Here is a 22440-nt window from a genome sequence, read left to right on the forward strand (position 1 = left end):
ATGGTGGTGGAGCCAAGGTCACGAAAACGGCAAACGAATCCCGTACCCTGTATCAGCGACGCGCGACACAAGGCTGCCTTATCAATGAAACGCTTTTTGCCCCTTTGGATCCTGCTGTACACGCTGACAGGCAACAGCTTGGCCAACGAAGCCGAACCCGATGAGCCCGCACCGGCTCCAGTGGAACCCCATTCCCAGAGCACAGAACCGGTCACCGTCAGCGGCGAGGATGAGCCGCCACCGGATCAGGCCCAGCCCATTACCCTTCTGAAGAACACCATCGCCCCTGGCACGTTCCGCACCCTGCATTGGTCTCCGGGGCTGTCCATGACCAGCCTGAATACCCCGGTGCCGGTGCTGGTGGCCCACGGTGTCAAGCCTGGGCCGGTGATGTGCCTGACAGCGGCAATCCACGGTGACGAGCTGAATGGCATTGAGATCGTGCGCCGGGTGCTGCATCAGCTGGAACCGGACAACCTGCGGGGCACGGTCATCGGCATGCCCATCGTCAACCTGGACGGCTTTCGCCGGGCCTCCCGCTATATGAGTGATCGGCGGGATCTGAATCGGTACTTCCCGGGCAACCCCTCAGGCAGCTACGCATCAAGGGTGGCTCATTCCCTCTTCCATAAGGTGATCCTGCACTGTGACTATTTGCTGGACATCCATACCGGCTCGTTCCTGCGCACCAACCTGCCGCAATTGCGGGGCAACCTCACCAACCCGATGATTCTGGAATTCAGCCGCCATTTTGGCGGTATGGGTGTACTGCACCATGGTGGGGGCGGCGGCACGTTGCGTAAAGCCGCAGCCGATGCCGGCATTCCCGCCATCACCATGGAAACCGGCGGCCCCCACTCCCTGGATCAGGAAGCCGTGTCCCATGGGGTGAAAGGGGTGAAGAACCTGCTGCACAACCTGGACATGTATAAAACCGTGCGCCTGTGGTTGATTCCCCAACCGGTGTTCTATCAGTCTACGTGGGTGCGTTCCAACCAGGGGGGCATCATGCTCTCCAAAGTGGAACTGGATGAGAAGGTGAAGAAGGGACAGCTCCTGGGCAAGGTCATCGACCCCATTACCAACACCAGCAGTGACATCATTTCACCGCTGGATGGTATCGTTCTGGGTAAGGCGTTGGATCAGGTGGTCAGCCCCGGTTTTGCCACCTTCCACATCGGCATCATCGCCACAGAAGCACAGCTGTCCGAGCCCATTCCCGCCAAGGTGACAGAGCCGGAGCTGGAGAGCGAGAACGGCGACTCCATGAGTTCCCCGCCCATCGCACCCACCGAATCCGCTGAGCCGTTCCAGGATATGGACAGCTAAGGATTATTTGCCCAGGAGGAAGTTCACCACCTCGAACAATTCCTCTTCGGAGCCGGCCATCTTCACCGTGGTGGTGTACTGGCCATTGACCATGAAAGCCGGTACGCCACGAATCTGGTACTGGCCGTAGATCTTGCCTGCGGTGTTGGTCTTGGTTTCCACGGTGTTGTCGGTCCAGGCTGCGTTGATTTCAGCTTCGCTCACTCCGAGGCCCTGCAACGCGTCAAAGGCGCTTTTGGGGCCGTCCACGGTTTTATTCTGGCCATGCAGATAATCGAACACCACCGGCATGGCCCGATCCACCAGATCCAGCTTTTCAATCACATAATACAAACGGCCCAGATCGCGGAACTTGGCGTTCCAGGTGGCAGGCACCCGGCTGAACTGCACCGCCTCGGGCTTGCTCTCCAACCATTTTTCCACCAGCGGCTCCACGTGATTACAGTGCGGGCAGCCAAAGCTGAAAAACTCCACCACTGTATTGGGTTGGTGCTTAGTATCAGGCACTTTCTGATAGTGAACGCCCTCCACATAACGCTCCAGACTGAACGCCCACGCACTGGAACACAGGAGGCTCATTACCAAGATCACCACACTTTGCTTTATTGTTTTCATATCCGATCCATCACCTTGTTTGTTTCATAAACTCATAATCGGTTAGTGCCCAGTAGCATATCAGCTTGTTATGACAAGCCCAACTTTATGATATTCATACTGAATCCTGCCTAAAAATTGATGGAACGCAAGCCACGAAGCCACAGATTCCACCTATACTGATATTGGATTAATGAAGGTAGCTTATGTTCAGTATTCGTCGCCAGGTGGCCAAATTCACGTCCCGAGTGGTGCACAATCGGGCTCATATTCTGCAGGACCTGCGCCTGGCAGCGCACCACGCCTGGACCTTGCCATTCCTGGCCACTCCCTGGAACGCGGAAGCCCTGACCCAGTCCGAGCTCCATCCCGGCAGTTACAACAACTGGGGCGACATCATCAACCTGAGCCTGCAGACCCTGGTGCCCATGGAGCGCCGGACCTACAGCCCGGGCACCATCGGTTGCTATCCGGAACACTATGCCAGCACCGCCGGACGGGAGAAATGGTTCTTCATCAACGGCATCTGCACCTCACCACCCATCGCCATCTTGAACGGCCTGGAACTGGCAAAAGCCTTTCACCGCCCCATCCACCTGATCCACACCCCCACCTATGGCGCAGTATGGGACCTGTGGGATTCCATCACCGCCCGCACCCTGCGCAAGGATGGCAAACTGTCCCGCCCGGCCTACGACGTGGTGAAAGAGGCGCTGGCCCACCACGACAAGGTGGTGTTGATCGGCCACTCCCAGGGCACCATCGTCAGCAGTTACATCGCCCGCAAATTACTCAAGGACAAGCGCTACCGCCATCACGCCCCCAAACTGGAGATCTACTGCATCGCCGGGGTGGCGGACAGCTTTCGCATCGATCCGGAATTGAGCGAGCACTTCGGTCGTGGCGTACCTTATGTGGAACACTTCGCCAACGGTATGGACTTCTTCTGCCGCATCGGAGTCTTGGCCCATCTGGAACACACTGCCGGCGCGGTGTTCAGCATCCCGGACCGCACCGGACACCTGCTCAACGATCATTACCTTCCCGGTATCTGGCGGGGGGAATACTGCAACCAGAAATCCCGGCTGTTCAAATACATCGACGGCAACTCACCGGCTTCCACCGACTACGCCCGCCATGATCTCAACAAGGCTTCCACCCAGCCTCCGCCGCTGGTTACCCCGCTTCGCAAGGCCGCTAATCACTAGCCATAAAGGCTTCAATTTCAGCGGCTTTCGCCATCCCGTCGTGATACCCCAGGGCGATCAGCTCCTGACAAAATCGCCGCTCAAACAGCAGATAGCTGAGAATACTGGAGCCGGAACTGCGGGTAGCGCCGATGCCGTGCAGAAACACCCGGATGCTGACCGGCAACACATGCAGGTATTTGGACGCGATCCGGTCCAGGCATTGGGAAGGGGAGATCACCAGGCTGTCAATGGGATGCAGTGAAGACTGGTATTTGGCCCGCACATTGGGCGGGATCACCGACAGCATATCGTTGATGCGCTCCATTCGCTCCACATCGTACTCCAAGCTGTCCAGGAATATGCTGTTCATGAGGTGGCCGCTGATCTGGGCCAATGACGGATAGTCATCCAGCGGACGTTGCACCTGGGGCGCGGAGCGGTTACCGCTGACACCCACCACCAGAATCTTGCGCGCCCCCAGGTGCAGCGCCGGGCTGAGGGGTGCCAGTTGCCGCACCGCGCCATCACCGAAATACTCCCGGTTGATGCGCACCGCCGGAAACACCATGGGAATGGCCGAGGATGCCATCAGGTGCTCCAGTTTCAGGTGCGTGCGCAGGCCGATGCGCTGAAACCGTTTCCAGGCGCTGATATCCGGTGACCCCTGAAAAAAAGCCACCGAATGTCCGGAGCTGTAGCCGGATGCCGTTACCGAAATGGCCCGCAGAAACCCGTCATCAATGGCCTGCTGCAGATGATCAAAACGGATCATTTTGCCCAGCAGATTCGCCAGGGGTTCGTTGTCCAGCAGCGAAGACCGGTTGCGGGAGGCAAACAGCAGACTGGCCACCCAGCGCATGGCATTGCTGAACACCCCCACCGGATCGGAACGATAGACCTGCTGCGGGCGAAAAGACTTCCACACGCTCTCGATGTTGTATACGGCATTACGGTAATTGTCGGCGTGAGAGGCCAGTGCCACCGCATTGATGGCGCCGGCGGAGGTCCCCGAGATGATGCCAAAGGGATTGCGGGTGGATTCCGGCATTATGTCGGCGATGGCCTTGAGCACCCCCACCTGGTAGGCCGCGCGGGCGCCGCCACCGGAAAGAACCAGGGCACTGTGCAGGTGGGTGGTGGTTGATTTGATTTTTCGCATACTACAGGTTACAGATCACAGTTTCCGACGGCTAACGGCTGCCGGACACAGCCGATACCTTAACTGTAGCAGGAACTGGTACACTATCGTGGATCTATTATCAGGGCAGCTATCAGTGGAGCAGTTATGAGCACAACCCATTTAATCCTGATCCGGCACGGGCAAATCCAGGCCAACGTGGACAAACGCTGGCACGGCTGGACCGACAGCGCCCTCACCCAGACCGGAATCAGCCAGGCGGAACGGGTCGCCGAACGCATCCAAAGGGAGCATCCGGACGTGAGCGCCATCTACGCCAGCCCCCTGCAACGCACCTTCAACACAGCCCGTAAGATCGCCGACATCCTGCAACTGGACGTGATTGAAGAGCCCGGCATCAAGGAATACGGCATCGGCGTATGGGAAGGGGAAACCTTTAGCGACCTGCACAAGAAGTTCAATTTCTTCAACCAGGTCAATGCCGACCCGGACTACGCGCCTGACCAGGGCGAATCCATTGCCCAGGTGGGCGATCGGGTCAGCACCGCCCTGCAATCCTTCCTCAGCCGCCACCCGGGCGAGAAAGTGGTTGCGGTGAGTCACGGTGCCGCCCTGGCGCTGGGACTGGCGGGCCTGTTCGACAACGACTGGTATGCCTGGGACAAGTACCACTTCCTCAACACCTCGGTCACCGAAGTGGCCATCGGCCAGGAGCCCAAACTGCTGCGCTTCAACTGCGTGGCCCATCTGGAAGGACTGGATTCTGCCCTGAACAGCATGCAACTCAAGTAGACCCAGGCTCAAACCGAAACACCGCACATTAAAAAAGGCGCCCCGAGGCGCCTTTCATTCCACCGCTCAAGCTGTGTCAATTGGACATGTTACGGCCGTAGAAGATCTCCAGCATCTCGCGGCGCAGCTTGCGGCTGATCTGCTCCTGTTCGTCTTCCGACAACTCATCCACCCCGGTGCCGAACAGGTAGTTGTCCAACTCGAAGTCCTTCAACAGCATCTTGGTGTGGAAAATATTTTCCTGATACACGTTCACGTCGATCATCTCGTACAGATCCAGAGTTTCATCCAGGAAGAAATTCTGGATCGAGTTGATCTCGTGATCAATGTAGTGCTTAACGCCATCCACATCACGGGTGAAACCACGCACCCGGTAATCCACGGTCACGATGTCGGAATCAAACTGGTGAATCAGGTAGTTCAATGCCTTCAGCGGGGAGATTACGCCACAGGTGGACACGTCGATGTCCACGCGGAAGGTACTGATGCCGTTTTCGTTATCCGGGTGTGTTTCCGGATAGGTGTGCACGGTCACGTGGCTCTTATCCAGATGGCCCACGACGGACTCCTTCAACGGACCGGGCTCCTCCTTGGAGGGGTCCTCGTCCGGCGCCACCGGATGCTCTGCGATGAGCATGGTGACACTGGCCCCTTCAGGATCGTAATCCTGGCGGGCAATATTGAGGATGGTGGCACCGATGATGTCGGTCACCGTGGTCAGAATCTGGGTCAGACGTTCGGCGTTGTAGAGCTCGTCCACGTATTCGCGGTATTCACGACGGTGATCAGGGGTCTTGGCGTAGCAGATATCGTAGATATTGAAGCTCAAGGACTTGGTCAGGTTGTTGAAGCCGTGCAATTTCAACTTGTGGGGGATTTCGTTATCGTGCATCTACTCAAATCTCGAAAGGTAGAGTCCCAAAGTGACAGGCTGGCGGATCTTACTCCGCCGCCTCATGAATTTCGTAGCTGTGGGTGATGTCCACCCCGGCTTTACCCAGCATGATGGATGCTGAACAGTACTTTTCTGCTGACAGCTCCACTGCCCGCTTGACCTGGGCTTCTTTCAGGGCCCGTCCGGTCACAATGAAGTGCAAATGAATGGATTTGAATACGGCCGGCACTTCGTCCACCCGCTCCGCCTCCACTTCGGCAACGCAGCCGGTTACGTCCTGGCGGGATTTTTTGAGGATGTGCATGACGTCGAATGACGAGCAGCCGCCCACACCCAGCAGCATCAACTCCATGGGGCGGACCCCCTGGTTTTTGCCACCATGGTCCGGTGGACCATCGATGGTAACGGTGTGACCGGACCCGGACTCTGCTTCGAACTTTACATCGCCGGCCCAGCGAATGGTTGCTTTCATCGCGCGCTCCCGCAAGGCGTGTTGTTCCGGGTGGCCCCGGACCTGTCAGGCGCGCAAGATAACATAAAGCTTCCGCGAATGGGCAAAAAAATTCACCCACCACAGATCACATTTTGATCAATTTTGAGCCTGACCGGCCAAACGGTCTTTGTGCGCAGAAAAACGGCGGAGCGGTTCACACATGCTTCTTGAAATTTACGTTATAATTGTTTGATATGCATTGGTTTTCAATTTTTAACCAAGCTGCCCCCCATGCTGCACGCCACCGAGACGCGCAAAAGTAGCGACACATGGTATTTAGGGCCATAATGAATATATGAATAACTTAGCTGACATTCATCAGCGGATGCTCATTAGTCATCATCGAGCGCGCTCGAACCATCACAACAATTACCGGGTCATGAAATGACGTTAAAACCAAATCGCTTGATTCCAGACACGGAAAACTTTCTGGCACATTGTCACCGCCGTAAATATCCTGCCAAAAGCACGCTGATTTACGCAGGCGATGACTCCGACGCCCTTTATTACATCATCAAGGGCACGGTGATGGTGGTGATCGAGGATGACGACGGCCGCGAGATGATCATGGCTTACCTGAACGAAGGGGACTTCTTCGGGGAGATGGGACTGTTCGACGAAGCCGCCGGTCGCAGCGCCTGGATCCGCGCCAAAACCGAATGCGAAGTGGCGGAAATCAGCTACAACAAATTCAAGCAACTGGCCAAGGAAGACGCCGACATCCTGTTCGCGGTAAGCGCCCAGATTGCCGGGCGCCTGCGTGCCACCACCCGCAAAGTGGGTGACCTGGCGTTTCTGGATGTGACCGGCCGGGTGGCCCGCACCCTGATTGACCTGTGCAAACAACCGGAAGCCATGACCCACCCCGACGGCATGCAAATCAAGATCACCCGGCAGGAGATCGGTCGCATCGTGGGCTGCTCCCGGGAAATGGTGGGCCGCGTACTGAAAAGCCTGGAAGAGCAAGGACTGATTCAGGTGAAAGGCAAAACCATGGTGGTGTACGGCACTCGCTAGCGCATACCCCAAAACGAAAAAGGCCACCTCAGGGTGGCCTTTTTCGTTACCGTCTCGAGGTGCCCTGGCGGGCAGCGCACCTTAGATGTACTGGATATCATCCAACGTATTGAGGGGATAATGGGCTGGATAGGGCCGGGTGGCCACACCGCTGTCCACCGCCGCACGGGCCACCGCGGCAGAAACCGCACCCAACAATCGGGGGTCAGTGGGCTTGGGAATGATGTAATCCCGGCCAAACTCCAGCTCGATACCGTCGTAGGCATCTTTCACCACCTGCGGAACCGGCTCTTTTGCCAGCTGGCTGATGGCGTGAACCGCCGCGATCTTCATCTCTTCATTGATGCGCGCAGCACGCACATCCAAGGCTCCCCGGAAAATATAAGGAAAGCCCAGCACGTTGTTCACCTGGTTGGGGTAATCGCTGCGACCGGTGGCTACAATGACGTCGTCACGGGTGTCATAGGCCAGCTCCGGACGAATCTCCGGATCAGGGTTGGCCAGGGCGAACACCACGGGGTTGGGCGCCATCAGGTTGAGCATCTCGGGGGTCAGCAGATTCGCGCTGGACACACCGATAAACACGTCCGCACCGGCCAGGGCATCTTCCAGGGTACGCTTTTCGGTGTCGTGGGCAAACGCAGCTTTGAACTGGTTCAGGTCGGTACGGCCGGAATGAATCACACCGTTACGGTCCAACACATAAATGTTCTCTTTACGGGCACCCATTTCCATGATCAGTTTCAGGGTCGCCACACCAGCGGCACCGGCACCGATACAGACGATGGAAATATCCTCAATTTTCTTGTTCTGCAGCTCCAGCGCATTGATCAGGCCGGCCGCTGCGATGATGGCCGTGCCATGCTGATCGTCGTGGAATACGGGGATATTGCACTGCTCCACCAGCACCCGTTCGATCTCGAAGCATTCCGGCGCCTTGATGTCTTCCAGATTGATGCCACCAAAAGTAGGGGAAATGCGTTTTACCGTGTCGATGAAGGCTTGCGTGCTTTCTGCGTCCACCTCGATATCGAACACGTCGATACCGGCAAAGCGCTTGAACAGAACGCCCTTGCCTTCCATAACCGGCTTACTGGCCAGCCCGCCCAGATTCCCCAGGCCGAGAATTGCTGTGCCATCACTGATCACGGCCACCAGGTTACCTTTATTGGTATAGCGGTAGGCGGTTTCAGGGTCACGGGCGATCTCACGTACCGGTTCAGCCACACCAGGGCTGTACGCCAGGGACAGGTCACGGGCGGTTTCGGTAGGCTTGGTTAGCTCCACACTGACTTTGCCAGGACGCGGTTTGGCATGATAGTCGAGTGCAGCTTGTTTCAAATCTGACATAAAATTCTGCTTCCCATTGATGGGTTGGCGATACTACTTTGGGTTGGAATAAGGCTTCCGCCCCATTTTATCGGTGCTTGAACGGCGCTGACGTCGGTGCTGCCAGGATGCCGAAAATGCCTCAAACCCCCTGCTGAAGCCGGCTTCAGCGAGGGTGGTGTAGCATATCGAAATCACTGGAGCCTCTCAATAAAAGATTAGACAGATTACAGGATCTGCCAGGCAACCTGGTGGGTAATCTTCATTTGATAGCGCTTCTGTTGGCCTTTCCGGACTTTTTCCGGAGCGGCTCCGCTCCAGGTGAGGCGATCCGAAAGCCAGCCCCGGGCCTCCAGCCACAGTGCCGCATCCGGCCGGGTCACCCTGGACAACCCCACCAGCCGGTCCAACAGGGCTTCGTCTATATAAGGAGCGGCACTGCGTTCGATCTTCAGGGACACCTGCCCCTCCAGCTCCACAAAGATGGCTTTTTTGCTCAGGGAAACCGATTCAACTTGCCCTTTGATCCGGGCATACCCCCCTTTCAGGTCGTCACTGGTGGCCGCAATAGGGTCATAATAGGGTTCGCCCCACACCCCAAGCCGGGCCTCCCGGGCCTGCTGCTGGGCCGCTTGATAGCAATCCACATACCGCAGGTTCGGCACAATAGCCACCTGGAATCCGGCCCCCTGCTGCAACAATCCTGCAATGATGCTGTTGCCCTGGCCGTCGAACAGGTGCCCCAGTACGCGGCCATAGTGATCGTGGCTGTCTTTCCCCACCAGCAGCCGGATGGGCTGTTGCTTGAGCATGGACTGCAGCTGGACCCTGGCATCGTCCCCCAGGGGTTCTGCCGGTTTGCCGCCATGGGCCACCTCAGGTGTATTGATGCCCACCAGGCGCACCTTGCGCCCATCCACCAACCGCACCGTATCCCCGTCGAACACGTCCTTCACCTGAACGGTTTCCACCGCCAGATCCGGCTCCAGCGCACACAGGGCAAACGCCTGCATACTGAACAGACAGGCAATAAAAAAGGCCCCCATGGGAGCCTTTTTCAGCGTCTTTTGCCGTGTTTCCATGGACTGGAATCGCGGTTCGCTTACTTGGAGCGACGCACCGCGCCAAAGCGCTTCTTGAATTTGTCGATACGACCACCAGTATCCACCACTTTCTGCTGACCGGTGTAGAACGGATGGCAGGCAGAGCATACGTCCAGGTGAATGTCTTCTTTCAGAGTGGAACGGGTCTCGATCACGTTGCCGCAGGTGCAAGTGGCCTTGATGTCGTTATAAGCTGGATGAATGCCTTCTTTCATGGTGTCACCTGATCTCTCTCAGTGCATGCCGCCGCCCGATCCGGTGCCGGGTACCGCATGGATTAATTGAATATTCGCAATACGAGTATCGTATACAAGGGCGCGAATCATACCAAAGTGTGGCAAATTGGCAAGCAAAGCATTAACCTTTACTGCCCTTTTCAGATCAACACACACTAACCCTCTGGAATTGCTACGTTTTTTATGGCCAAGCCCGGACCCCACACCATCATTCAAGTGGCTTTGCCAGTGCCCCTGCGGCGCACTTTCGATTACCTGCCCAAGCCGGACACCCCGGTCAACCTGCTGCAGCCGGGCACCCGGGTGAAAGTACCGTTCGGCAAGCGCCAGCTGATCGGTATTGTGCATGGGGTCATCCCCCATTCCAGCTACGGTGACGACAACCTCAAAACCATCACCGGGTTGCTGGATGATGAAGCCGCCCTGGGGCCAGACCTGGTGGCACTGTGTCGCTGGGCAGCGGACTACTACCACCACCCCCTGGGAGATGTGTATGCCCACGCCCTGCCCACCCTGCTGCGCAATAAAGATGAATCCTGGGAAGAGATCACCACACGCTGGAAGCTGACCCAGAAAGGCCGCCTCATCGGGCTGGACCAGTTGGGCCGGGCCAAGCGTCAGTTGCACGCCATTGAAGTGTTGCGGGAGCACCCGGAAGGGCTGCATCAACCGTTGCTGAAAGGCTTCGACATTGAAGCGGCCACGTTGCGGGCCCTGCAGGAGAAAGGCCTGGTGGACCAGCATGAGGATCGCCCGCCGCGCCAGCACTGGCAACGGGAGCGGCTGTTGGCGGAAAGTCCGCTGACCCTCAATGAGGAACAACGCCATGCCCTGCAACCCATCGTCCAGTGCGAAGGATTTCGCACCTTCCTGCTGGAAGGGGTGACCGGCAGCGGCAAAACCGAGGTCTATCTGCAGGCCATTCATCACTGCCTGCAGCAGGGCAAGCAGGCCATGGTGCTGGTGCCGGAAATCGGCCTGACCCCCCAGACCCTGCAGCGTTTTCAGCATCGTTTTGCGGTGCCGGTGGTGAGCTTCCATTCGCACCTGACGGATCGGGAACGGCTCACCAACTGGCGCAAAGTGCGCAACGGGGAGGCGGCCATCGTGCTCGGCACCCGCTCTGCCCTGCTTTGCCCCATGGAAAACCTGGGCATGATCATTGTCGATGAGGAGCACGACCTGTCATACAAACAGCAGGAAGGCTTCCGCTACAATGCCCGCGACCTGGCGGTGATCCGGGCGCAGAAACTGGGCGTTCCCGTGGTGCTGGGGAGTGCGACCCCCACTCTGGAATCCCTGCACAATGCCCGCAGCGGACGTTACGAACACCTGACCCTGAGCCGCCGCGCGGGAGACGCCATGCCGCCCCGCTTCCGGGTGCTGGATATCCGGCAGAAAGCCCTCACCCACGGCATGGCGCCGGAACTGTTGACCGAAATGGAGAGCCGCCTGCAGGCCCGTCAACAGGTGTTGGTGTTCATCAACCGCCGCGGCTATGCACCGGTACTGATGTGTCATGACTGCGGCTGGTTCAAGGAATGCCCCCACTGCGATCACCGCATGACCTGCCACGCCAACCCGGCGCACCTGCATTGCCATCACTGTAACCACCAACTGGCCATCCCCCGTTACTGCGGTCATTGTAAGAGCACCGATCTGCGCCCCATCGGCATGGGCACCGAGCGCCTGGAGGACAACCTCACCAGCCTGTTTCCCAAGTTTCCGGTGATTCGCATCGACCGGGACACCACCCAACGCAAACAGGCTATGGCCAAACACCTGGAGCGGATTCATTCCGGCGAACCCTGCATTCTGGTGGGCACCCAGATGCTGGCCAAAGGCCACCACTTTCCCAAGGTCACCCTGGTGGCGGTCTGTGACATTGATGCCGGGTTGTTCGCGGCGGATTTTCGCGCCACCGAGCACACCGCGCAGCTGTTGCTGCAGGTGGCCGGCCGGGCCGGCCGGGGCGCTGATCAGGGTCTGGTGTTTTTGCAAACCCACCAGCCGGGCCACCCCCTGCTGCAGACGCTGCTCAGCGCTGGCTACGGGGAATTCGCCACCGAGCTGTGCAACGAACGCCGCTTGATGGGCATGCCTCCGTTCGGTTACCTGGCGCTGTTGCGGGCGGAAAGTCAGGACCCACGGCAGGCCTCGCAGTTTCTCAATCAGGTGGAGCGCTGGCTGCAACCCATGGCGCAGGCATTGGGAGTGGAGGTATGGGGGCCGGCACCGGCCCTGATGCCGAAGAAGGCCCGCCGCTTCCGCTTTCAATTGATGCTGCGGGGGGAACAACGCCCGGCCCTGCAACAGCTGCTGAAGCAAGCGGTAAAAAAAATCGAACAGGAAGCCGGCAATCGCCTGAAGTGGAGTGTGGATGTCGACCCGGTGACACTGGATTGATTCTACCGGGCTGGGGTTTGCAACCTCAGCGGGATTCTACGGTAGGAGTCTCTGGCTCCCCAGCGTGCTCTTGCACGATACTGGGCAGCACAAAAGGCTGCACTGCCTGCACCAGGGAAACCTCCTGATTCAGTTTGCCGGTGATCACCTGCAGTACGTCCGCCGTAATTCGGCCCTGGGGGTCCGCATCAGCGACCGCCTCATCCCCTTCCTCCTGAAAAGAACGTTCCCGCGCCTGGTTTACCCGCTGCAGCAAACGCCCCCGTAACTCGGCGTGCTCCAGACTGTGGATGTATTCCAGTGCAAACAGGGTGATCAGCATGGGGGAACCCAGATCCGAGGTGAAACCATCCAGCAGGCTGGATTCGCCGCCACTGACCCGTCCCTCGTCACCGTAGTAGTGACGCAACAGATTGTAGCTGTTATGCAATCGTTTCAGTTGTCGGGGGTTGGTGAAGCCGAAGTGCTGCACCCAGCGTTTGAACAACTTTTTCTGGGCATCGCTGAGGCCGACGGCAGCGCCTGCTGGCGGGGCTGGGGATTCCGGAGTGACCGGTGTACCTGGGCGCGGCCCGCCTGCGGTTTCCTCCCAGATGGATTCCAGAAAGGCATCGATGGAGCGGGCATCCGCCGGGGTCAGGGTGATGGGCATGTGTATGACTTTGGCCAGATAGTCCCGGGCGATGGCCTGGGGATGGCTAAGCTCGTGATGCTCGGCCAGCGCTTCGTAGTGCAGGGCCAGTGCCGCCAGGGCGATGCGCTGGTCCACGGCTATGATGACCGTCACCTGGGGAATATCCAATACCAACCGCACGGCCTCGAATACTTTCACGATCCCTTCCTGGCCACAGCGATCCAGGTCATCCACCAGAAACAAAAGGCGCTGGCGGGGCCCGAACCAGGGGTTCAGCCGCACCTTGCACAGGGTATGGATGTGTTTGCGCATAACTGGAATGGACCCCAGGTGCTGGCCATAATCCGGCAGCTTCAGATAAGTCATCCATTCCTTGGCCAGGGGCATGGCCAGCAGGGCCTTGGCCTGACGCAGCAGCATCACCACCAGCACCAGGGCGCCGCCGCCCACCATCACTTGCGCGCCGGCACCGGCGGCCATGGTGGCGCTGGCCATGTTCTCCAGATCCTGCCAACTGAGATTCCACAGGGCCAATAACAGCAGTACCGCCAACAGCAACAGGCGTGGACCATGCAACGCCACCGCAAAGCGGAACAGCAACGGAAGCCGCACGCCGCACCACCACAGCAGCGGGCGCCATCCTGCCCGAAAACCGGTGTCCGGGGCCTGGGGAAAACTGGTGAGCGCCTTCAGCATTTCCTGGGCCATGCCCGCCTGCAGGTTATCCGTGTGCTCGTATTCCCAGGCGTTGAAGGTGCCAAAGATAAACGGTTGCTGCCGGCGCCGCTGCCAGAGGGCCTGTTTGAGCAGGTGCACGGTGGTGGATTTGCCCACCCCCCAATCCCCAAGCAAGCCGATGGTCTGGTGGTGGTCGTTGTCCCCGGTGAGTACAGTGGCAAGCGCCTCCACCAGGCGGCTCCGATTGAGGCGGTCCTGGTCACTGATACGCTCTGCACTTTGGCGCCGTGAGGGCAGGTACGCGGGCACCGGGATGGGCTCGACCGTGCTGTCGGTCGTGCTGTCGGTAAAGTGCGTTTTGGTAGACCGGGTGGGGATCGGCCGGGTGTGTCCCTTGTCTTCCGGAGGTGCGCTCACCGGGGGGGGTATCCTGTTCTGCTCAGCGTGATACCTTAACCCTAACTCACTTATTGCGGGTTGCCCACTTTCCACAACCAACAAACCTGCAGCAACCCTGCCGCAAACCTGCAACCCACAAAGTTCGGCGCAAAAAAAAACCCGCAGGCTGATACTCTGCGGGCTACTTAACGCTTGAAGGTAAAACGGTGTGCTGTCAACAGGGTAGTAAACAACGTACCATTTCCTGCCCTGAACTAAGCAAGCGCGATACCAACTTCAACATATCGTTAAATTACAATAACTTAAACAAAACCACAGGGTCAGGACCGGTGGCCAATGTAAAAGCTTTCGACACCGTGTCCGGGTGTTCCGCTACAGGCATTCCAGGCTGCCGCGCTGATGGGCCAGCCCCGCCACCAGCTGGTCCCGCCCCCGGGCTTTGGCCTGATACAGATTATCGTCCGCCACCTTCAGGGCCAGTTCGCCATCCCCGTCATTGACCTGGGCGACACCGATGCTCATGGTCACCTGAAAGGATTCATCCCCCTCGCCAAAAATATGATGGCTCAGGTATTTGCGGATTTTCTCCCCCACTTTCTGCCCCTGGGACAAGCGGGTATTGGGCAACAGCACCACGAACTCCTCGCCCCCGAATCGCGCCACCACATCGCCGGTGGCCCGGGTGCTCTGCGTGAGGATATGACCGACGGCTTTCAACACCTCATCCCCCGCCGGGTGTCCCCAGGTGTCATTCACCTGTTTGAAGTGGTCCACGTCGCACATCAACACACACATGGGCTGCTGCCGGCGGCTGTGCCGACGCCCTTCCTGATCCAGGCAGGCGATGAAATGGGAGCGGTTATGAATCCCGGTGAGCGAATCCATCACCACCAGCCGTTCCAGCTCCTGCTTCTCCCGGTTCATGAAATAGCCCAGCACCATGAACATGATCAGCATGGGAATGGCCACGCCGAAGTAAATAATCCGCAACCAGAACGCCCACCAGGCATTGAGACCGTCACCGAGAAAAATCGGCTGGGTGAGCATGGGGGCGTAGTCCAGGGATTCCGTCCAGAAGCCGATCTCATAGAACAGGAACATCAATCCCAGCACTACCGAGATGGGTTTGTAGACCTCGGCTTTGAACAGGGCCCGCACCAGCAGCATCAGGCCCAGGCACAACAGCATCAGGGGGGAATCCTTGTAGCCGTAGGCCACACTGATGGAGGTGACCACCAGAAACGTGACGGTGACGGTGATCAGGCTCAACCAGGGATGATCTTCGTCAGAACGACGGCGGGACCAGCAGTACACCGCAACGCCCGCCAGCACCAGCGCACACAGCAGTACAATGATCTGGATGAACGGCACCACTTCCCAGTTATAGATGCCCTGGTATTCCGGGTCCGCCATGGCCACGAACGGCATCAACAGAAACACCAGGTAGAGTGGAAACGGCAACAGGGACATCACCAGGCAGGCAGTGATATCCCGTTGCTGACGAAACCAGCTTTCAAGCCAGAGAAGCCACGCTTGCACGGGGCAGCACCTCCTCTTCCACGGTCGCCACCACGGTGTCCCGCCCGCGGGCTTTTGCCTTGTACAGGTTGGCGTCGGCGTAATGCACCAGGTTTTCCGCCAGCAGGTCCCGGCTTTCCACCACCCCCATGCTGAGGGTCACGGTGAAGCTCTTGCCGGAACAGAAGAACGGCAGGGTCTGCAGGCTTTTCTCCACCCGCCGACACACCCGCAAGGCACCGTCCAGGTCCGTTTCCGGCAGCAGAATGGCAAACTCCTCACCACCCACCCGGGCCGGCAGATCCGCCGGCACCCGCATGTGCCGCGCCAGCACTTCGGCGATGCCCCGCAGCACCACATCCCCCATCAGGTGGCCGTAAGTATCATTGATGCGCTTGAAGTGATCGGCGTCGATCATCACCAGACACAGGGGCTGACCGGTACGGCGCTGGCGTTCGCATTCCTCCTCCAGGCGCTGGAAAAAATGGCGTCGATTGGCCAGGCCGGTATGGGCGTCCAGCCGCGACAGCGCCGACAGACGGGTACGGTGATAGTCGTATTGATCGAACATCACCCAGGCGATCAGCACATAGGCCACCACACTCACATAGAGCACCCCGGAGCGCATCACTTCGGCCATCACATGGTGCCTGCCACCGGCAAAGGCCTGCGGGCTGTAACCGGGAGCGTAGTCCAGCAACCCGGCGTAGATGGCCATATCATTGACGGCGTAGAAGCTGAGCCCCACCGCAGCACCGATGATCACCGAGCGCAGATCGAGAATCAGGATGCCGATGGGAATAATGCCCACGATCACCAGGTTGGAGGGATAGGTCAGATTGCCCCCCAGGAACGCCTCGCAGGCATGGCCGATGCCGGCACAGGTGGCCACCAGGATGGTGGTTTTGGGCAAGGGGGTCGGATTTTTACGGTTCCGCCACAGGCGCAGCACTGTGATCAGGTACACCAACAACACAGTGCCCAGTACCACGTTGGCGGCGATGATGTATTTGGGCACCAGCAGTTGCCGCCATTCCTCCACGAACAAACCGGCGCTCTGCGCCCCCATGAACGCCAGCAGGAACGGACTGTCGAGGCACACCACCAGAATGCAGCGCTGGGCCGGGGTGGCGTGGATCAGGAAATTGCGGATGATCTGCAACATGGGGTGTCCGTATTATTATAATCGTGGGGACGTTCGTCTCATTTTGCATACTGACAAGCCGGTAGCCAGCGCGGACAACGTCATAATACGATTCGTTACGCAGCGCTACCTTTGCATACAATCTGTAATTAACTTAACCAGTTAGCTCAGCGTGCCCGTCTGGCGGCGGGGCCGGCCTTCTGGCATTCACCGCGCCAAACCGCCATAATACGCGGCTATTTTCCGAATCCGCCAACATCCATCTATCGAGCGAAGCACAGTTCCCATGACAGTTCCCACGAAAGACGCGCTACAAGCCCTGCTGGAAGCCACCTTTGACAACCTGATTGCCCAGGGCGTCATCCCGGAGGACGCGCCGCGGCGAATTCAGGTGGATCGCACCAGAGACAAAAGTCACGGGGATTTTGCCACCAACCTGGCCATGATTCTGGCCAAACCGGCGGGTAAAAAGCCCCGCGACCTGGCCCAGCTGATCGTGGATCACCTGCCGCAGAACGATGCCATCACCCAGGTGGACATCGCCGGCCCCGGCTTTATCAACTTTTTCATGAACGACGCCACCCGCTTTGCCGTGGTGGAGCAGGTGCTGAGCGACACCGAGGCTTTCTGCTCCCCCAACGTGGGCCAGGGTGAGAAGGTGCTGCTGGAGTATGTGTCCGCCAACCCCACCGGCCCCATGCACGTGGGTCATGGCCGCGGCGCGGCCTACGGCTCGGCCCTGGCCAACCTGCTGCGGGTCACCGGTTATGCGGTGCACCGGGAATACTACATCAACGACGCCGGACGCCAGGCGGATGTGCTGGCGGTGTCGGTGTACCTGCGCTATCTGGAAGCCTGTGGCGAAAGCGTGACGATTCCGTCCCGTGCCTACCCGGGGGAGTATGTGCAGGAGTGTGGCAGCAATCTGTTCAATGCCGTGAGCAAGCAGTATTTCCACCCCTACAGCACCGTACTGGCGGGGTTGCCGGAAGACCCCGACGGTGAAGGGGATGCGATCAAGATGGCGAAGGAAAGGCATCTGGACGCCCTTATCGACAAGGTCCGTAACCTGTTGGGAGACGGCTATCGCGCGGTGCAGGATTTTGGCCTCAATGCGCAACTGGATGCCATCCGCGCCACGCTCAAAGCCTTCAATGTGGAATTCGACCAGTGGTTTTCCGAGCGTACCCTGGAACAGACCGGCGCCATCGAAAAAGCCATTGAGCGTCTGCGGGAGCGGGGTCACGTGTACGAACAGGACGGCGCCATCTGGCTGCGCACCTCGGAGCTGGGGGATGAGAAAGACCGCGTGCTGATCCGGGATAACGGGCTGCACACCTATTTTGCCGCCGATGTGGCCTACCATCTGGACAAGCTGGACCGGGGCTTTGAGAACCTGATCGACGTCTGGGGTGCGGACCACCATGGCTATATTGCCCGGGTCAAAGCCGCCATCGAGGCCCTCACCGGCAAGGGCGACCTGTTCCATGTGGCCCTGATCCAGTTTGTCACCCTGTCCTCCGGCCGCATGGGCAAGCGCTCCGGCAATTTCGTCACCCTGTCGCAACTGATTGAGGAAGCCGGCAACGACGCCACTCGCTTCTTTTATCTGACTCGGTCGCCGGAGCAGCACCTGGAGTTCGACATCGACCTGGCCCGCTCCCAGACTGCCGACAACCCGGTGTTCTACCTGCAGTATGCTCACGCCCGGGTGTGCAGCATGATGCGGGAGCTGGAAGAGCGCAACCTGAGCTATGATCAGAGCGCCGGCCTGGCCGCCTTACCGGAACTGCCGGAATCCAATATCGAGGATCTGGCCAAGCGCCTGGCGGCCTGGCCGGAAGCCGTGGCCAACGCAGCCCGCAACCGGGCCCCCCATCAATTGACCTATGCCCTGCGCGACCTGGCCCAGGATTTTCACACCTGGTACAACGGCAACAAGGTTCTGGTGGAAGACGACACCCTGCGCAACGGGCGCATGGCCATGGCCATTGCAGTGAAGAATGTGATTGCCAACGGACTCAGCCTGCTGGGCGTGAGTGCGCCGGAAAAAATGTAGAACAAAGAATCAAGGATTTCACATGCTTAAAAGGGTATCGGGCTCACTGATCCTGTTGGTGTCGAGTTTTTTCATATCAACTACGGCACTGGCAGAAAACCCGGTTTTCCTGCTGGGAAAACTCAACATTCAAGGCACCACTTACACTAAGGTGGTGTTCTTTTATGATCGGGCGGTTACCGATATCAAAACCTGCGAACGAGAGATTTATCTTGGTCGCATGGGTCAGTGGCAATACTATGGTCATGTGGTGCACAAAGGCAAAGGCCTGTCCGCCAATATGAACTATTTCTGCCGTACATCCAGCTATAACATCTCAGCCTGGCATCCTGCTGCCGGTTACGATTACATCTATCAACTGGATATGCGGGAAAACGATTTCAAAGTGAAGCCATTTGAATCTTACGCCAAATGCCTGGGTGATCTGCGCAAGTCCGTGCCGGATGAAACACACGAATTCTTCTGCGCCCGCGCCAATCAGGAAGTCACACAACCGCCAACCAATCAATAATCTGCAACAGGGGGAATGAACCGTTGGCAAAATCCGATTCCACATTACCGGCCTGGGTCTGGCTTTTCACCGGAGTGGTCACTGGCCTGTTTCTGGCCTTTTTGTACTACCTGGCCGGGATCAAGCCCACCGACCGGCAGATGAAGGAGATCGAGGTCAGCGCCCCCGGTTTTCCCAAATCCGGCAAAGAGAGCCCCAAGTTCGATTTTTACACCCTGTTGCCGGACCGGGAAGTGGTGGCCCCTGCACCGGAGGAACCTGAGCCCGGCAAGGCCGCTCCCACCCCCAGCCCCCAGGACCGGTTCCTGATCCAGACCGGCTCCTTCCGCTCAGCCCAGGAAGCCGACCATCGCCGCGCAGAGCTGATCCTCATGGGGCTGGACGTCAAGATCCAGAAAGTGGAGCTGGGCCCGGGCGAAGCCTGGCATCGGGTTCAGGTCGGCCCATTCGAGACCCCCTCGGAACTCGAGGCCGCCAAAACCACCCTGGCCGAGAACCACATCGAGCACATTGTGCTGCGCTTGAAAAAGTAGAATCCGCCCCCATATGACTGGCTTAGTGCACACAACGCACCCAGTGCTAACGCCCCATCGACCGTACAAGGAATCTCCGTGGAACAATATCGAGGCACCACCATTCTCTCAGCCCGCCGCAATGGTAAAGTGGTCATCGGCGGCGACGGCCAGGTCAGCCTGGGCAATACCGTGATGAAAGGCAATGCCCGCAAAGTACGCCGCCTCTATAACGACAAAGTGCTGGCGGGTTTCGCCGGCGGCACCGCCGACGCGTTCACCCTGTTCGAGCGCTTTGAGGCCAAGCTGGAAAAGCACCAGGGCAACCTGACCCGCGCCGCCGTAGAATTGGCCAAAGACTGGCGCACCGATCGCGCCCTGCGCCGCCTGGAAGCCCTACTGGCGGTGGCCGACAAGGATGCCTCCCTGATCATCACCGGCAACGGCGACGTGATCCAGCCGGAGGACGACCTGATCGCCATCGGCTCCGGCGGCCCCTTCGCCCAATCCGCCGCCCGCGCCCTGCTGGACAACACCGAATTGGAAGCCCGCGACATCGTGGAAAAGGGTCTGCGCATTGCCGCGGACATCTGCATCTACACCAACCACAATCTAACCATCGAAGAACTGGATTGCGCCTAATGTCCAACATGACACCCCGGGAAATCGTTGACGAACTGAATCGACACATCATTGGCCAGCAGGATGCCAAGCGCGCCGTGGCCGTGGCCTTGCGCAACCGCTGGCGCCGGATGCAGTTGCCCCAGGAGCTGCGCAGCGAGATCTCGCCCAAGAACATCCTCATGATCGGCCCCACCGGTGTGGGTAAAACCGAAATCGCCCGCCGCCTGGCCAAACTGGCCAAAGCCCCCTTCATCAAAGTGGAAGCCACCAAATTCACGGAGGTGGGTTACGTGGGCCGTGACGTGGAATCCATCATCCGCGACCTGGTGGACGGTGCGGTGAAAATGATGCGGGAAGAACAGATGGTGCAGAATCGCAGCAAAGCCGAAGACGCCGCCGAAGACCGCATTCTGGATGCCTTGATTCCACCGGCCCGGGATCAATGGGGCAATAACGCGGAATCCAAGGATGACGAATCCACCACCCGCCAGATGTTCCGCAAAAAACTGCGGGAAGGCCAGCTGGACGACAAGGAAATCGAGATCGACGTGGCCGCTGCCTCCGTTGGGGTCGAGATCATGGCACCACCGGGCATGGAGGAAATGACCAGCCAACTGCAGAACATGTTCTCCAATCTCAACACCGGCAAAAAGAAAAAGCGCCGCATGAAAGTGGGTGAAGCCTATAAGCTGGTGCGGGATGAAGAAGCCGCCAAACTGGTGAACGAGGAAGAGCTCAAGATCAAAGCGGTGGAAGCGGTGGAGCAAAACGGCATTGTGTTTCTGGATGAAATCGACAAGGTGGCCAAGCGCTCCGAAACCAGCGGCACGGATGTGTCCCGGGAAGGGGTGCAGCGGGATCTGTTACCCTTGATCGAAGGCTGCACGGTGAGCACCAAGTACGGCATGGTGAAAACCGATCACATCCTGTTTATCGCCTCCGGCGCTTTCCACCTGGCCAAACCGTCGGACCTGGTGCCCGAACTGCAGGGCCGCCTGCCGATCCGGGTGGAACTGCAGGCCCTGACTGCAGACGATTTTGAGCGCATCCTGACGGAACCCAATGCATCACTGACCGAGCAATACCGGGCCCTGATTGAAACCGAAGGCCTCAAGCTGGCGTTCCAGCCGGATGCTATTCGCCGCCTGGCAGAGGTGGCCTGGCAGGTGAACGAGCGCACGGAAAACATTGGCGCCCGCCGTTTGCATACAGTGATGGAGCGGCTGTTGGAAGAGATCTCGTTTGACGCGGCCGACATGTCCATGAACACAGAACAAAACCCGTTTGTCATCACACCACAGTATGTGGACGAGCGCCTGGGCACCCTGGCCGGTGACGAAGACCTGAGCCGTTATATTCTGTAATTGGATTCGACTATGACCACACCCGTCCCCACCGAAATCAAGCTGCACACCGAATCCAGGGAAATGGAGCTGGTGTTTGCCGGTGAGCACCATCGCCTGAGTTACGAAATGCTGCGGGTGTTGTCGCCGTCAGCGGAGGTGCAGGGCCATGGCCAGCCCATACTGCAAACCGGAAAACGTTTTGTGACCATTCGCAATCTGGAGCCGGTGGGCAACTACGCGGTAAAAATCACGTTTGACGATGGCCATGATTCCGGACTTTATTCCTGGAGCTATTTGCACAAGCTGTGCCTGGAGAAGGCGGCATTGTGGCAGGATTACCTGGACCAGCTGCAGAAGGCTGGTGAGAAACGGGAGCCGGGCATGATCGGGGTTTGGAAGGCGGATTGAGTTTGCCGCAGTAGCACGAACAAGATCAGAAGAGGGCGAGCCTTCGTGAACGTCAGCGGCCATGGACGGCCGCTGTCGAGCGCAC

The 22440-nt window shown here is 58.6% G+C and carries 21 protein-coding genes; 11 read left to right on the top strand and 10 right to left on the bottom strand.

The features are described from left to right. Nucleotides 1–84: 84 nt before the first annotated feature. A complete protein-coding gene (locus D9N14_RS19595; protein WP_290582933.1) occupies nucleotides 85–1329 on the top strand; it encodes a succinylglutamate desuccinylase/aspartoacylase family protein in 1245 nt (414 codons plus the stop codon). A gap of 3 nt (nucleotides 1330–1332) precedes the next feature. Here the strand turns inward: D9N14_RS19595 and D9N14_RS19600 are convergent, their stop codons facing one another. Continuing rightward, on the bottom strand, nucleotides 1333–1944 hold the full coding sequence (locus D9N14_RS19600; RefSeq protein WP_290582935.1) for a thiol:disulfide interchange protein DsbA/DsbL: 612 nt from the start codon (nucleotides 1942–1944) through the stop codon (nucleotides 1333–1335). Nucleotides 1945–2129: 185 nt separating this feature from the next. Between D9N14_RS19600 and D9N14_RS19605 the strand changes: the two genes are divergently transcribed. Then, complete coding sequence (locus tag D9N14_RS19605) at nucleotides 2130–3131, top strand: hypothetical protein (protein WP_290582937.1); 1002 nt, start codon at nucleotides 2130–2132, stop codon at nucleotides 3129–3131. On the opposite strand, the gene D9N14_RS19610 is transcribed toward D9N14_RS19605, so the two are convergent. Continuing rightward, nucleotides 3121–4272 (bottom strand): patatin-like phospholipase family protein, encoded by a 1152-nt coding sequence (locus D9N14_RS19610; protein WP_290582939.1) that lies wholly within the window; start codon nucleotides 4270–4272, stop codon nucleotides 3121–3123. The genes D9N14_RS19605 and D9N14_RS19610 overlap by 11 nt on opposite strands. Nucleotides 4273–4398: 126 nt before the next feature. Between D9N14_RS19610 and D9N14_RS19615 the strand changes: the two genes are divergently transcribed. Continuing rightward, nucleotides 4399–5043 (top strand): histidine phosphatase family protein, encoded by a 645-nt coding sequence (locus tag D9N14_RS19615; RefSeq protein WP_290582941.1) that lies wholly within the window; start codon nucleotides 4399–4401, stop codon nucleotides 5041–5043. A 76-nt stretch (nucleotides 5044–5119) separates the two neighbouring features. Here the strand turns inward: D9N14_RS19615 and speD are convergent, their stop codons facing one another. Next, a complete protein-coding gene (speD, locus tag D9N14_RS19620; protein ID WP_317622650.1) occupies nucleotides 5120–5920 on the bottom strand; it encodes an adenosylmethionine decarboxylase in 801 nt (266 codons plus the stop codon). A 64-nt stretch (nucleotides 5921–5984) separates the two neighbouring features. Next, complete coding sequence (locus D9N14_RS19625) at nucleotides 5985–6410, bottom strand: OsmC family protein (protein ID WP_290582945.1); 426 nt, start codon at nucleotides 6408–6410, stop codon at nucleotides 5985–5987. Between the two features lie 405 nt (nucleotides 6411–6815). On the opposite strand from D9N14_RS19625, the gene crp reads away from it, so the two are divergent. Continuing rightward, a complete protein-coding gene (crp, locus tag D9N14_RS19630; protein WP_290582947.1) occupies nucleotides 6816–7448 on the top strand; it encodes a cAMP-activated global transcriptional regulator CRP in 633 nt (210 codons plus the stop codon). 81 nt (nucleotides 7449–7529) lie between these two features. Here crp and D9N14_RS19635 read toward each other — a convergent pair whose 3' ends face one another. The 3 genes from D9N14_RS19635 to rpmE form a co-directional block, all read right to left on the bottom strand. Further along, nucleotides 7530–8798: a malic enzyme-like NAD(P)-binding protein gene (locus D9N14_RS19635; protein WP_290582949.1), complete on the bottom strand. Its 1269-nt coding sequence runs from the start codon at nucleotides 8796–8798 to the stop codon at nucleotides 7530–7532. Nucleotides 8799–9004: 206 nt separating this feature from the next. Beyond that, nucleotides 9005–9859 carry a thermonuclease family protein gene (locus D9N14_RS19640; protein WP_290582951.1) on the bottom strand — a complete coding sequence of 285 codons (855 nt, stop codon included), beginning with the start codon at nucleotides 9857–9859 and terminating at the stop codon, nucleotides 9005–9007. A 20-nt stretch (nucleotides 9860–9879) separates the two neighbouring features. After that, nucleotides 9880–10095, bottom strand: a complete 216-nt coding sequence (gene rpmE, locus D9N14_RS19645) for a 50S ribosomal protein L31 (RefSeq protein ID WP_290582953.1) — start codon at nucleotides 10093–10095, stop codon at nucleotides 9880–9882. 204 nt (nucleotides 10096–10299) lie between these two features. Between rpmE and D9N14_RS19650 the strand changes: the two genes are divergently transcribed. Further along, entirely contained in the window at nucleotides 10300–12522 is a 2223-nt protein-coding gene (locus D9N14_RS19650; protein ID WP_290582955.1) for a primosomal protein N', read from the top strand. 25 nt (nucleotides 12523–12547) lie between these two features. On the opposite strand, the gene D9N14_RS19655 is transcribed toward D9N14_RS19650, so the two are convergent. From D9N14_RS19655 to D9N14_RS19665, 3 genes are all read right to left on the bottom strand, one after another. Further along, the gene (locus tag D9N14_RS19655; RefSeq protein WP_290582957.1) at nucleotides 12548–14251 is read right to left on the bottom strand and encodes a P-loop NTPase fold protein; all 1704 of its coding nucleotides are present in this window, start codon (nucleotides 14249–14251) and stop codon (nucleotides 12548–12550) included. A gap of 354 nt (nucleotides 14252–14605) precedes the next feature. Continuing rightward, on the bottom strand, nucleotides 14606–15772 hold the full coding sequence (locus D9N14_RS19660) for a GGDEF domain-containing protein (RefSeq protein ID WP_290582959.1): 1167 nt from the start codon (nucleotides 15770–15772) through the stop codon (nucleotides 14606–14608). Then, nucleotides 15747–16916, bottom strand: a complete 1170-nt coding sequence (locus D9N14_RS19665) for a GGDEF domain-containing protein (RefSeq protein ID WP_290582961.1) — start codon at nucleotides 16914–16916, stop codon at nucleotides 15747–15749. The genes D9N14_RS19660 and D9N14_RS19665 overlap by 26 nt, the downstream gene beginning before the upstream one ends. Nucleotides 16917–17181: 265 nt before the next feature. On the opposite strand from D9N14_RS19665, the gene argS reads away from it, so the two are divergent. The 6 genes from argS to D9N14_RS19695 all read left to right on the top strand — a co-directional run bounded on the left by argS (nucleotide 17182) and on the right by D9N14_RS19695 (nucleotide 22355). Continuing rightward, nucleotides 17182–18954 (top strand): arginine--tRNA ligase, encoded by a 1773-nt coding sequence (gene argS, locus D9N14_RS19670; RefSeq protein WP_290582963.1) that lies wholly within the window; start codon nucleotides 17182–17184, stop codon nucleotides 18952–18954. Between the two features lie 22 nt (nucleotides 18955–18976). After that, on the top strand, nucleotides 18977–19465 hold the full coding sequence (locus D9N14_RS19675; protein ID WP_290582965.1) for a hypothetical protein: 489 nt from the start codon (nucleotides 18977–18979) through the stop codon (nucleotides 19463–19465). Nucleotides 19466–19488: 23 nt separating this feature from the next. Further along, complete coding sequence (locus tag D9N14_RS19680; protein ID WP_290582967.1) at nucleotides 19489–19998, top strand: SPOR domain-containing protein; 510 nt, start codon at nucleotides 19489–19491, stop codon at nucleotides 19996–19998. Between the two features lie 78 nt (nucleotides 19999–20076). Further along, complete coding sequence (gene hslV / locus D9N14_RS19685; protein ID WP_290582969.1) at nucleotides 20077–20619, top strand: ATP-dependent protease subunit HslV; 543 nt, start codon at nucleotides 20077–20079, stop codon at nucleotides 20617–20619. Beyond that, nucleotides 20619–21965 (top strand): HslU--HslV peptidase ATPase subunit, encoded by a 1347-nt coding sequence (gene hslU / locus D9N14_RS19690; protein ID WP_290582971.1) that lies wholly within the window; start codon nucleotides 20619–20621, stop codon nucleotides 21963–21965. Before hslV ends, hslU begins: the two co-directional genes overlap by 1 nt. A 12-nt stretch (nucleotides 21966–21977) precedes the next feature. Further along, complete coding sequence (locus tag D9N14_RS19695; RefSeq protein WP_290582973.1) at nucleotides 21978–22355, top strand: DUF971 domain-containing protein; 378 nt, start codon at nucleotides 21978–21980, stop codon at nucleotides 22353–22355. Nucleotides 22356–22440 lie beyond the last annotated feature (85 nt).

Source organism: Ketobacter sp., from assembly GCF_003671495.1.
Taxonomy (GTDB): domain Bacteria; phylum Pseudomonadota; class Gammaproteobacteria; order Pseudomonadales; family Ketobacteraceae; genus Ketobacter.

Excerpts from the sequence above, each read along its gene's own strand:
- D9N14_RS19595 (WP_290582933.1), top strand. The coding sequence starts at position 85 with ATGAAACGCTTTTTGCCCCTTTGGATCCTGCTGTACACGCTGACAGGC.
- D9N14_RS19600 (WP_290582935.1), bottom strand. The coding sequence starts at position 1,944 with ATGAAAACAATAAAGCAAAGTGTGGTGATCTTGGTAATGAGCCTCCTG.
- D9N14_RS19605 (WP_290582937.1), top strand. The coding sequence starts at position 2,130 with ATGTTCAGTATTCGTCGCCAGGTGGCCAAATTCACGTCCCGAGTGGTG.
- D9N14_RS19610 (WP_290582939.1), bottom strand. The coding sequence starts at position 4,272 with ATGCGAAAAATCAAATCAACCACCACCCACCTGCACAGTGCCCTGGTT.
- D9N14_RS19615 (WP_290582941.1), top strand. The coding sequence starts at position 4,399 with ATGAGCACAACCCATTTAATCCTGATCCGGCACGGGCAAATCCAGGCC.
- D9N14_RS19625 (WP_290582945.1), bottom strand. The coding sequence starts at position 6,410 with ATGAAAGCAACCATTCGCTGGGCCGGCGATGTAAAGTTCGAAGCAGAG.
- crp (WP_290582947.1), top strand. The coding sequence starts at position 6,816 with ATGACGTTAAAACCAAATCGCTTGATTCCAGACACGGAAAACTTTCTG.
- D9N14_RS19635 (WP_290582949.1), bottom strand. The coding sequence starts at position 8,798 with ATGTCAGATTTGAAACAAGCTGCACTCGACTATCATGCCAAACCGCGT.
- D9N14_RS19640 (WP_290582951.1), bottom strand. The coding sequence starts at position 9,859 with ATGGAAACACGGCAAAAGACGCTGAAAAAGGCTCCCATGGGGGCCTTT.
- rpmE (WP_290582953.1), bottom strand. The coding sequence starts at position 10,095 with ATGAAAGAAGGCATTCATCCAGCTTATAACGACATCAAGGCCACTTGC.
- D9N14_RS19650 (WP_290582955.1), top strand. The coding sequence starts at position 10,300 with ATGGCCAAGCCCGGACCCCACACCATCATTCAAGTGGCTTTGCCAGTG.
- D9N14_RS19665 (WP_290582961.1), bottom strand. The coding sequence starts at position 16,916 with ATGTTGCAGATCATCCGCAATTTCCTGATCCACGCCACCCCGGCCCAG.
- argS (WP_290582963.1), top strand. The coding sequence starts at position 17,182 with ATGACAGTTCCCACGAAAGACGCGCTACAAGCCCTGCTGGAAGCCACC.
- D9N14_RS19675 (WP_290582965.1), top strand. The coding sequence starts at position 18,977 with ATGCTTAAAAGGGTATCGGGCTCACTGATCCTGTTGGTGTCGAGTTTT.
- hslU (WP_290582971.1), top strand. The coding sequence starts at position 20,619 with ATGTCCAACATGACACCCCGGGAAATCGTTGACGAACTGAATCGACAC.
- D9N14_RS19695 (WP_290582973.1), top strand. The coding sequence starts at position 21,978 with ATGACCACACCCGTCCCCACCGAAATCAAGCTGCACACCGAATCCAGG.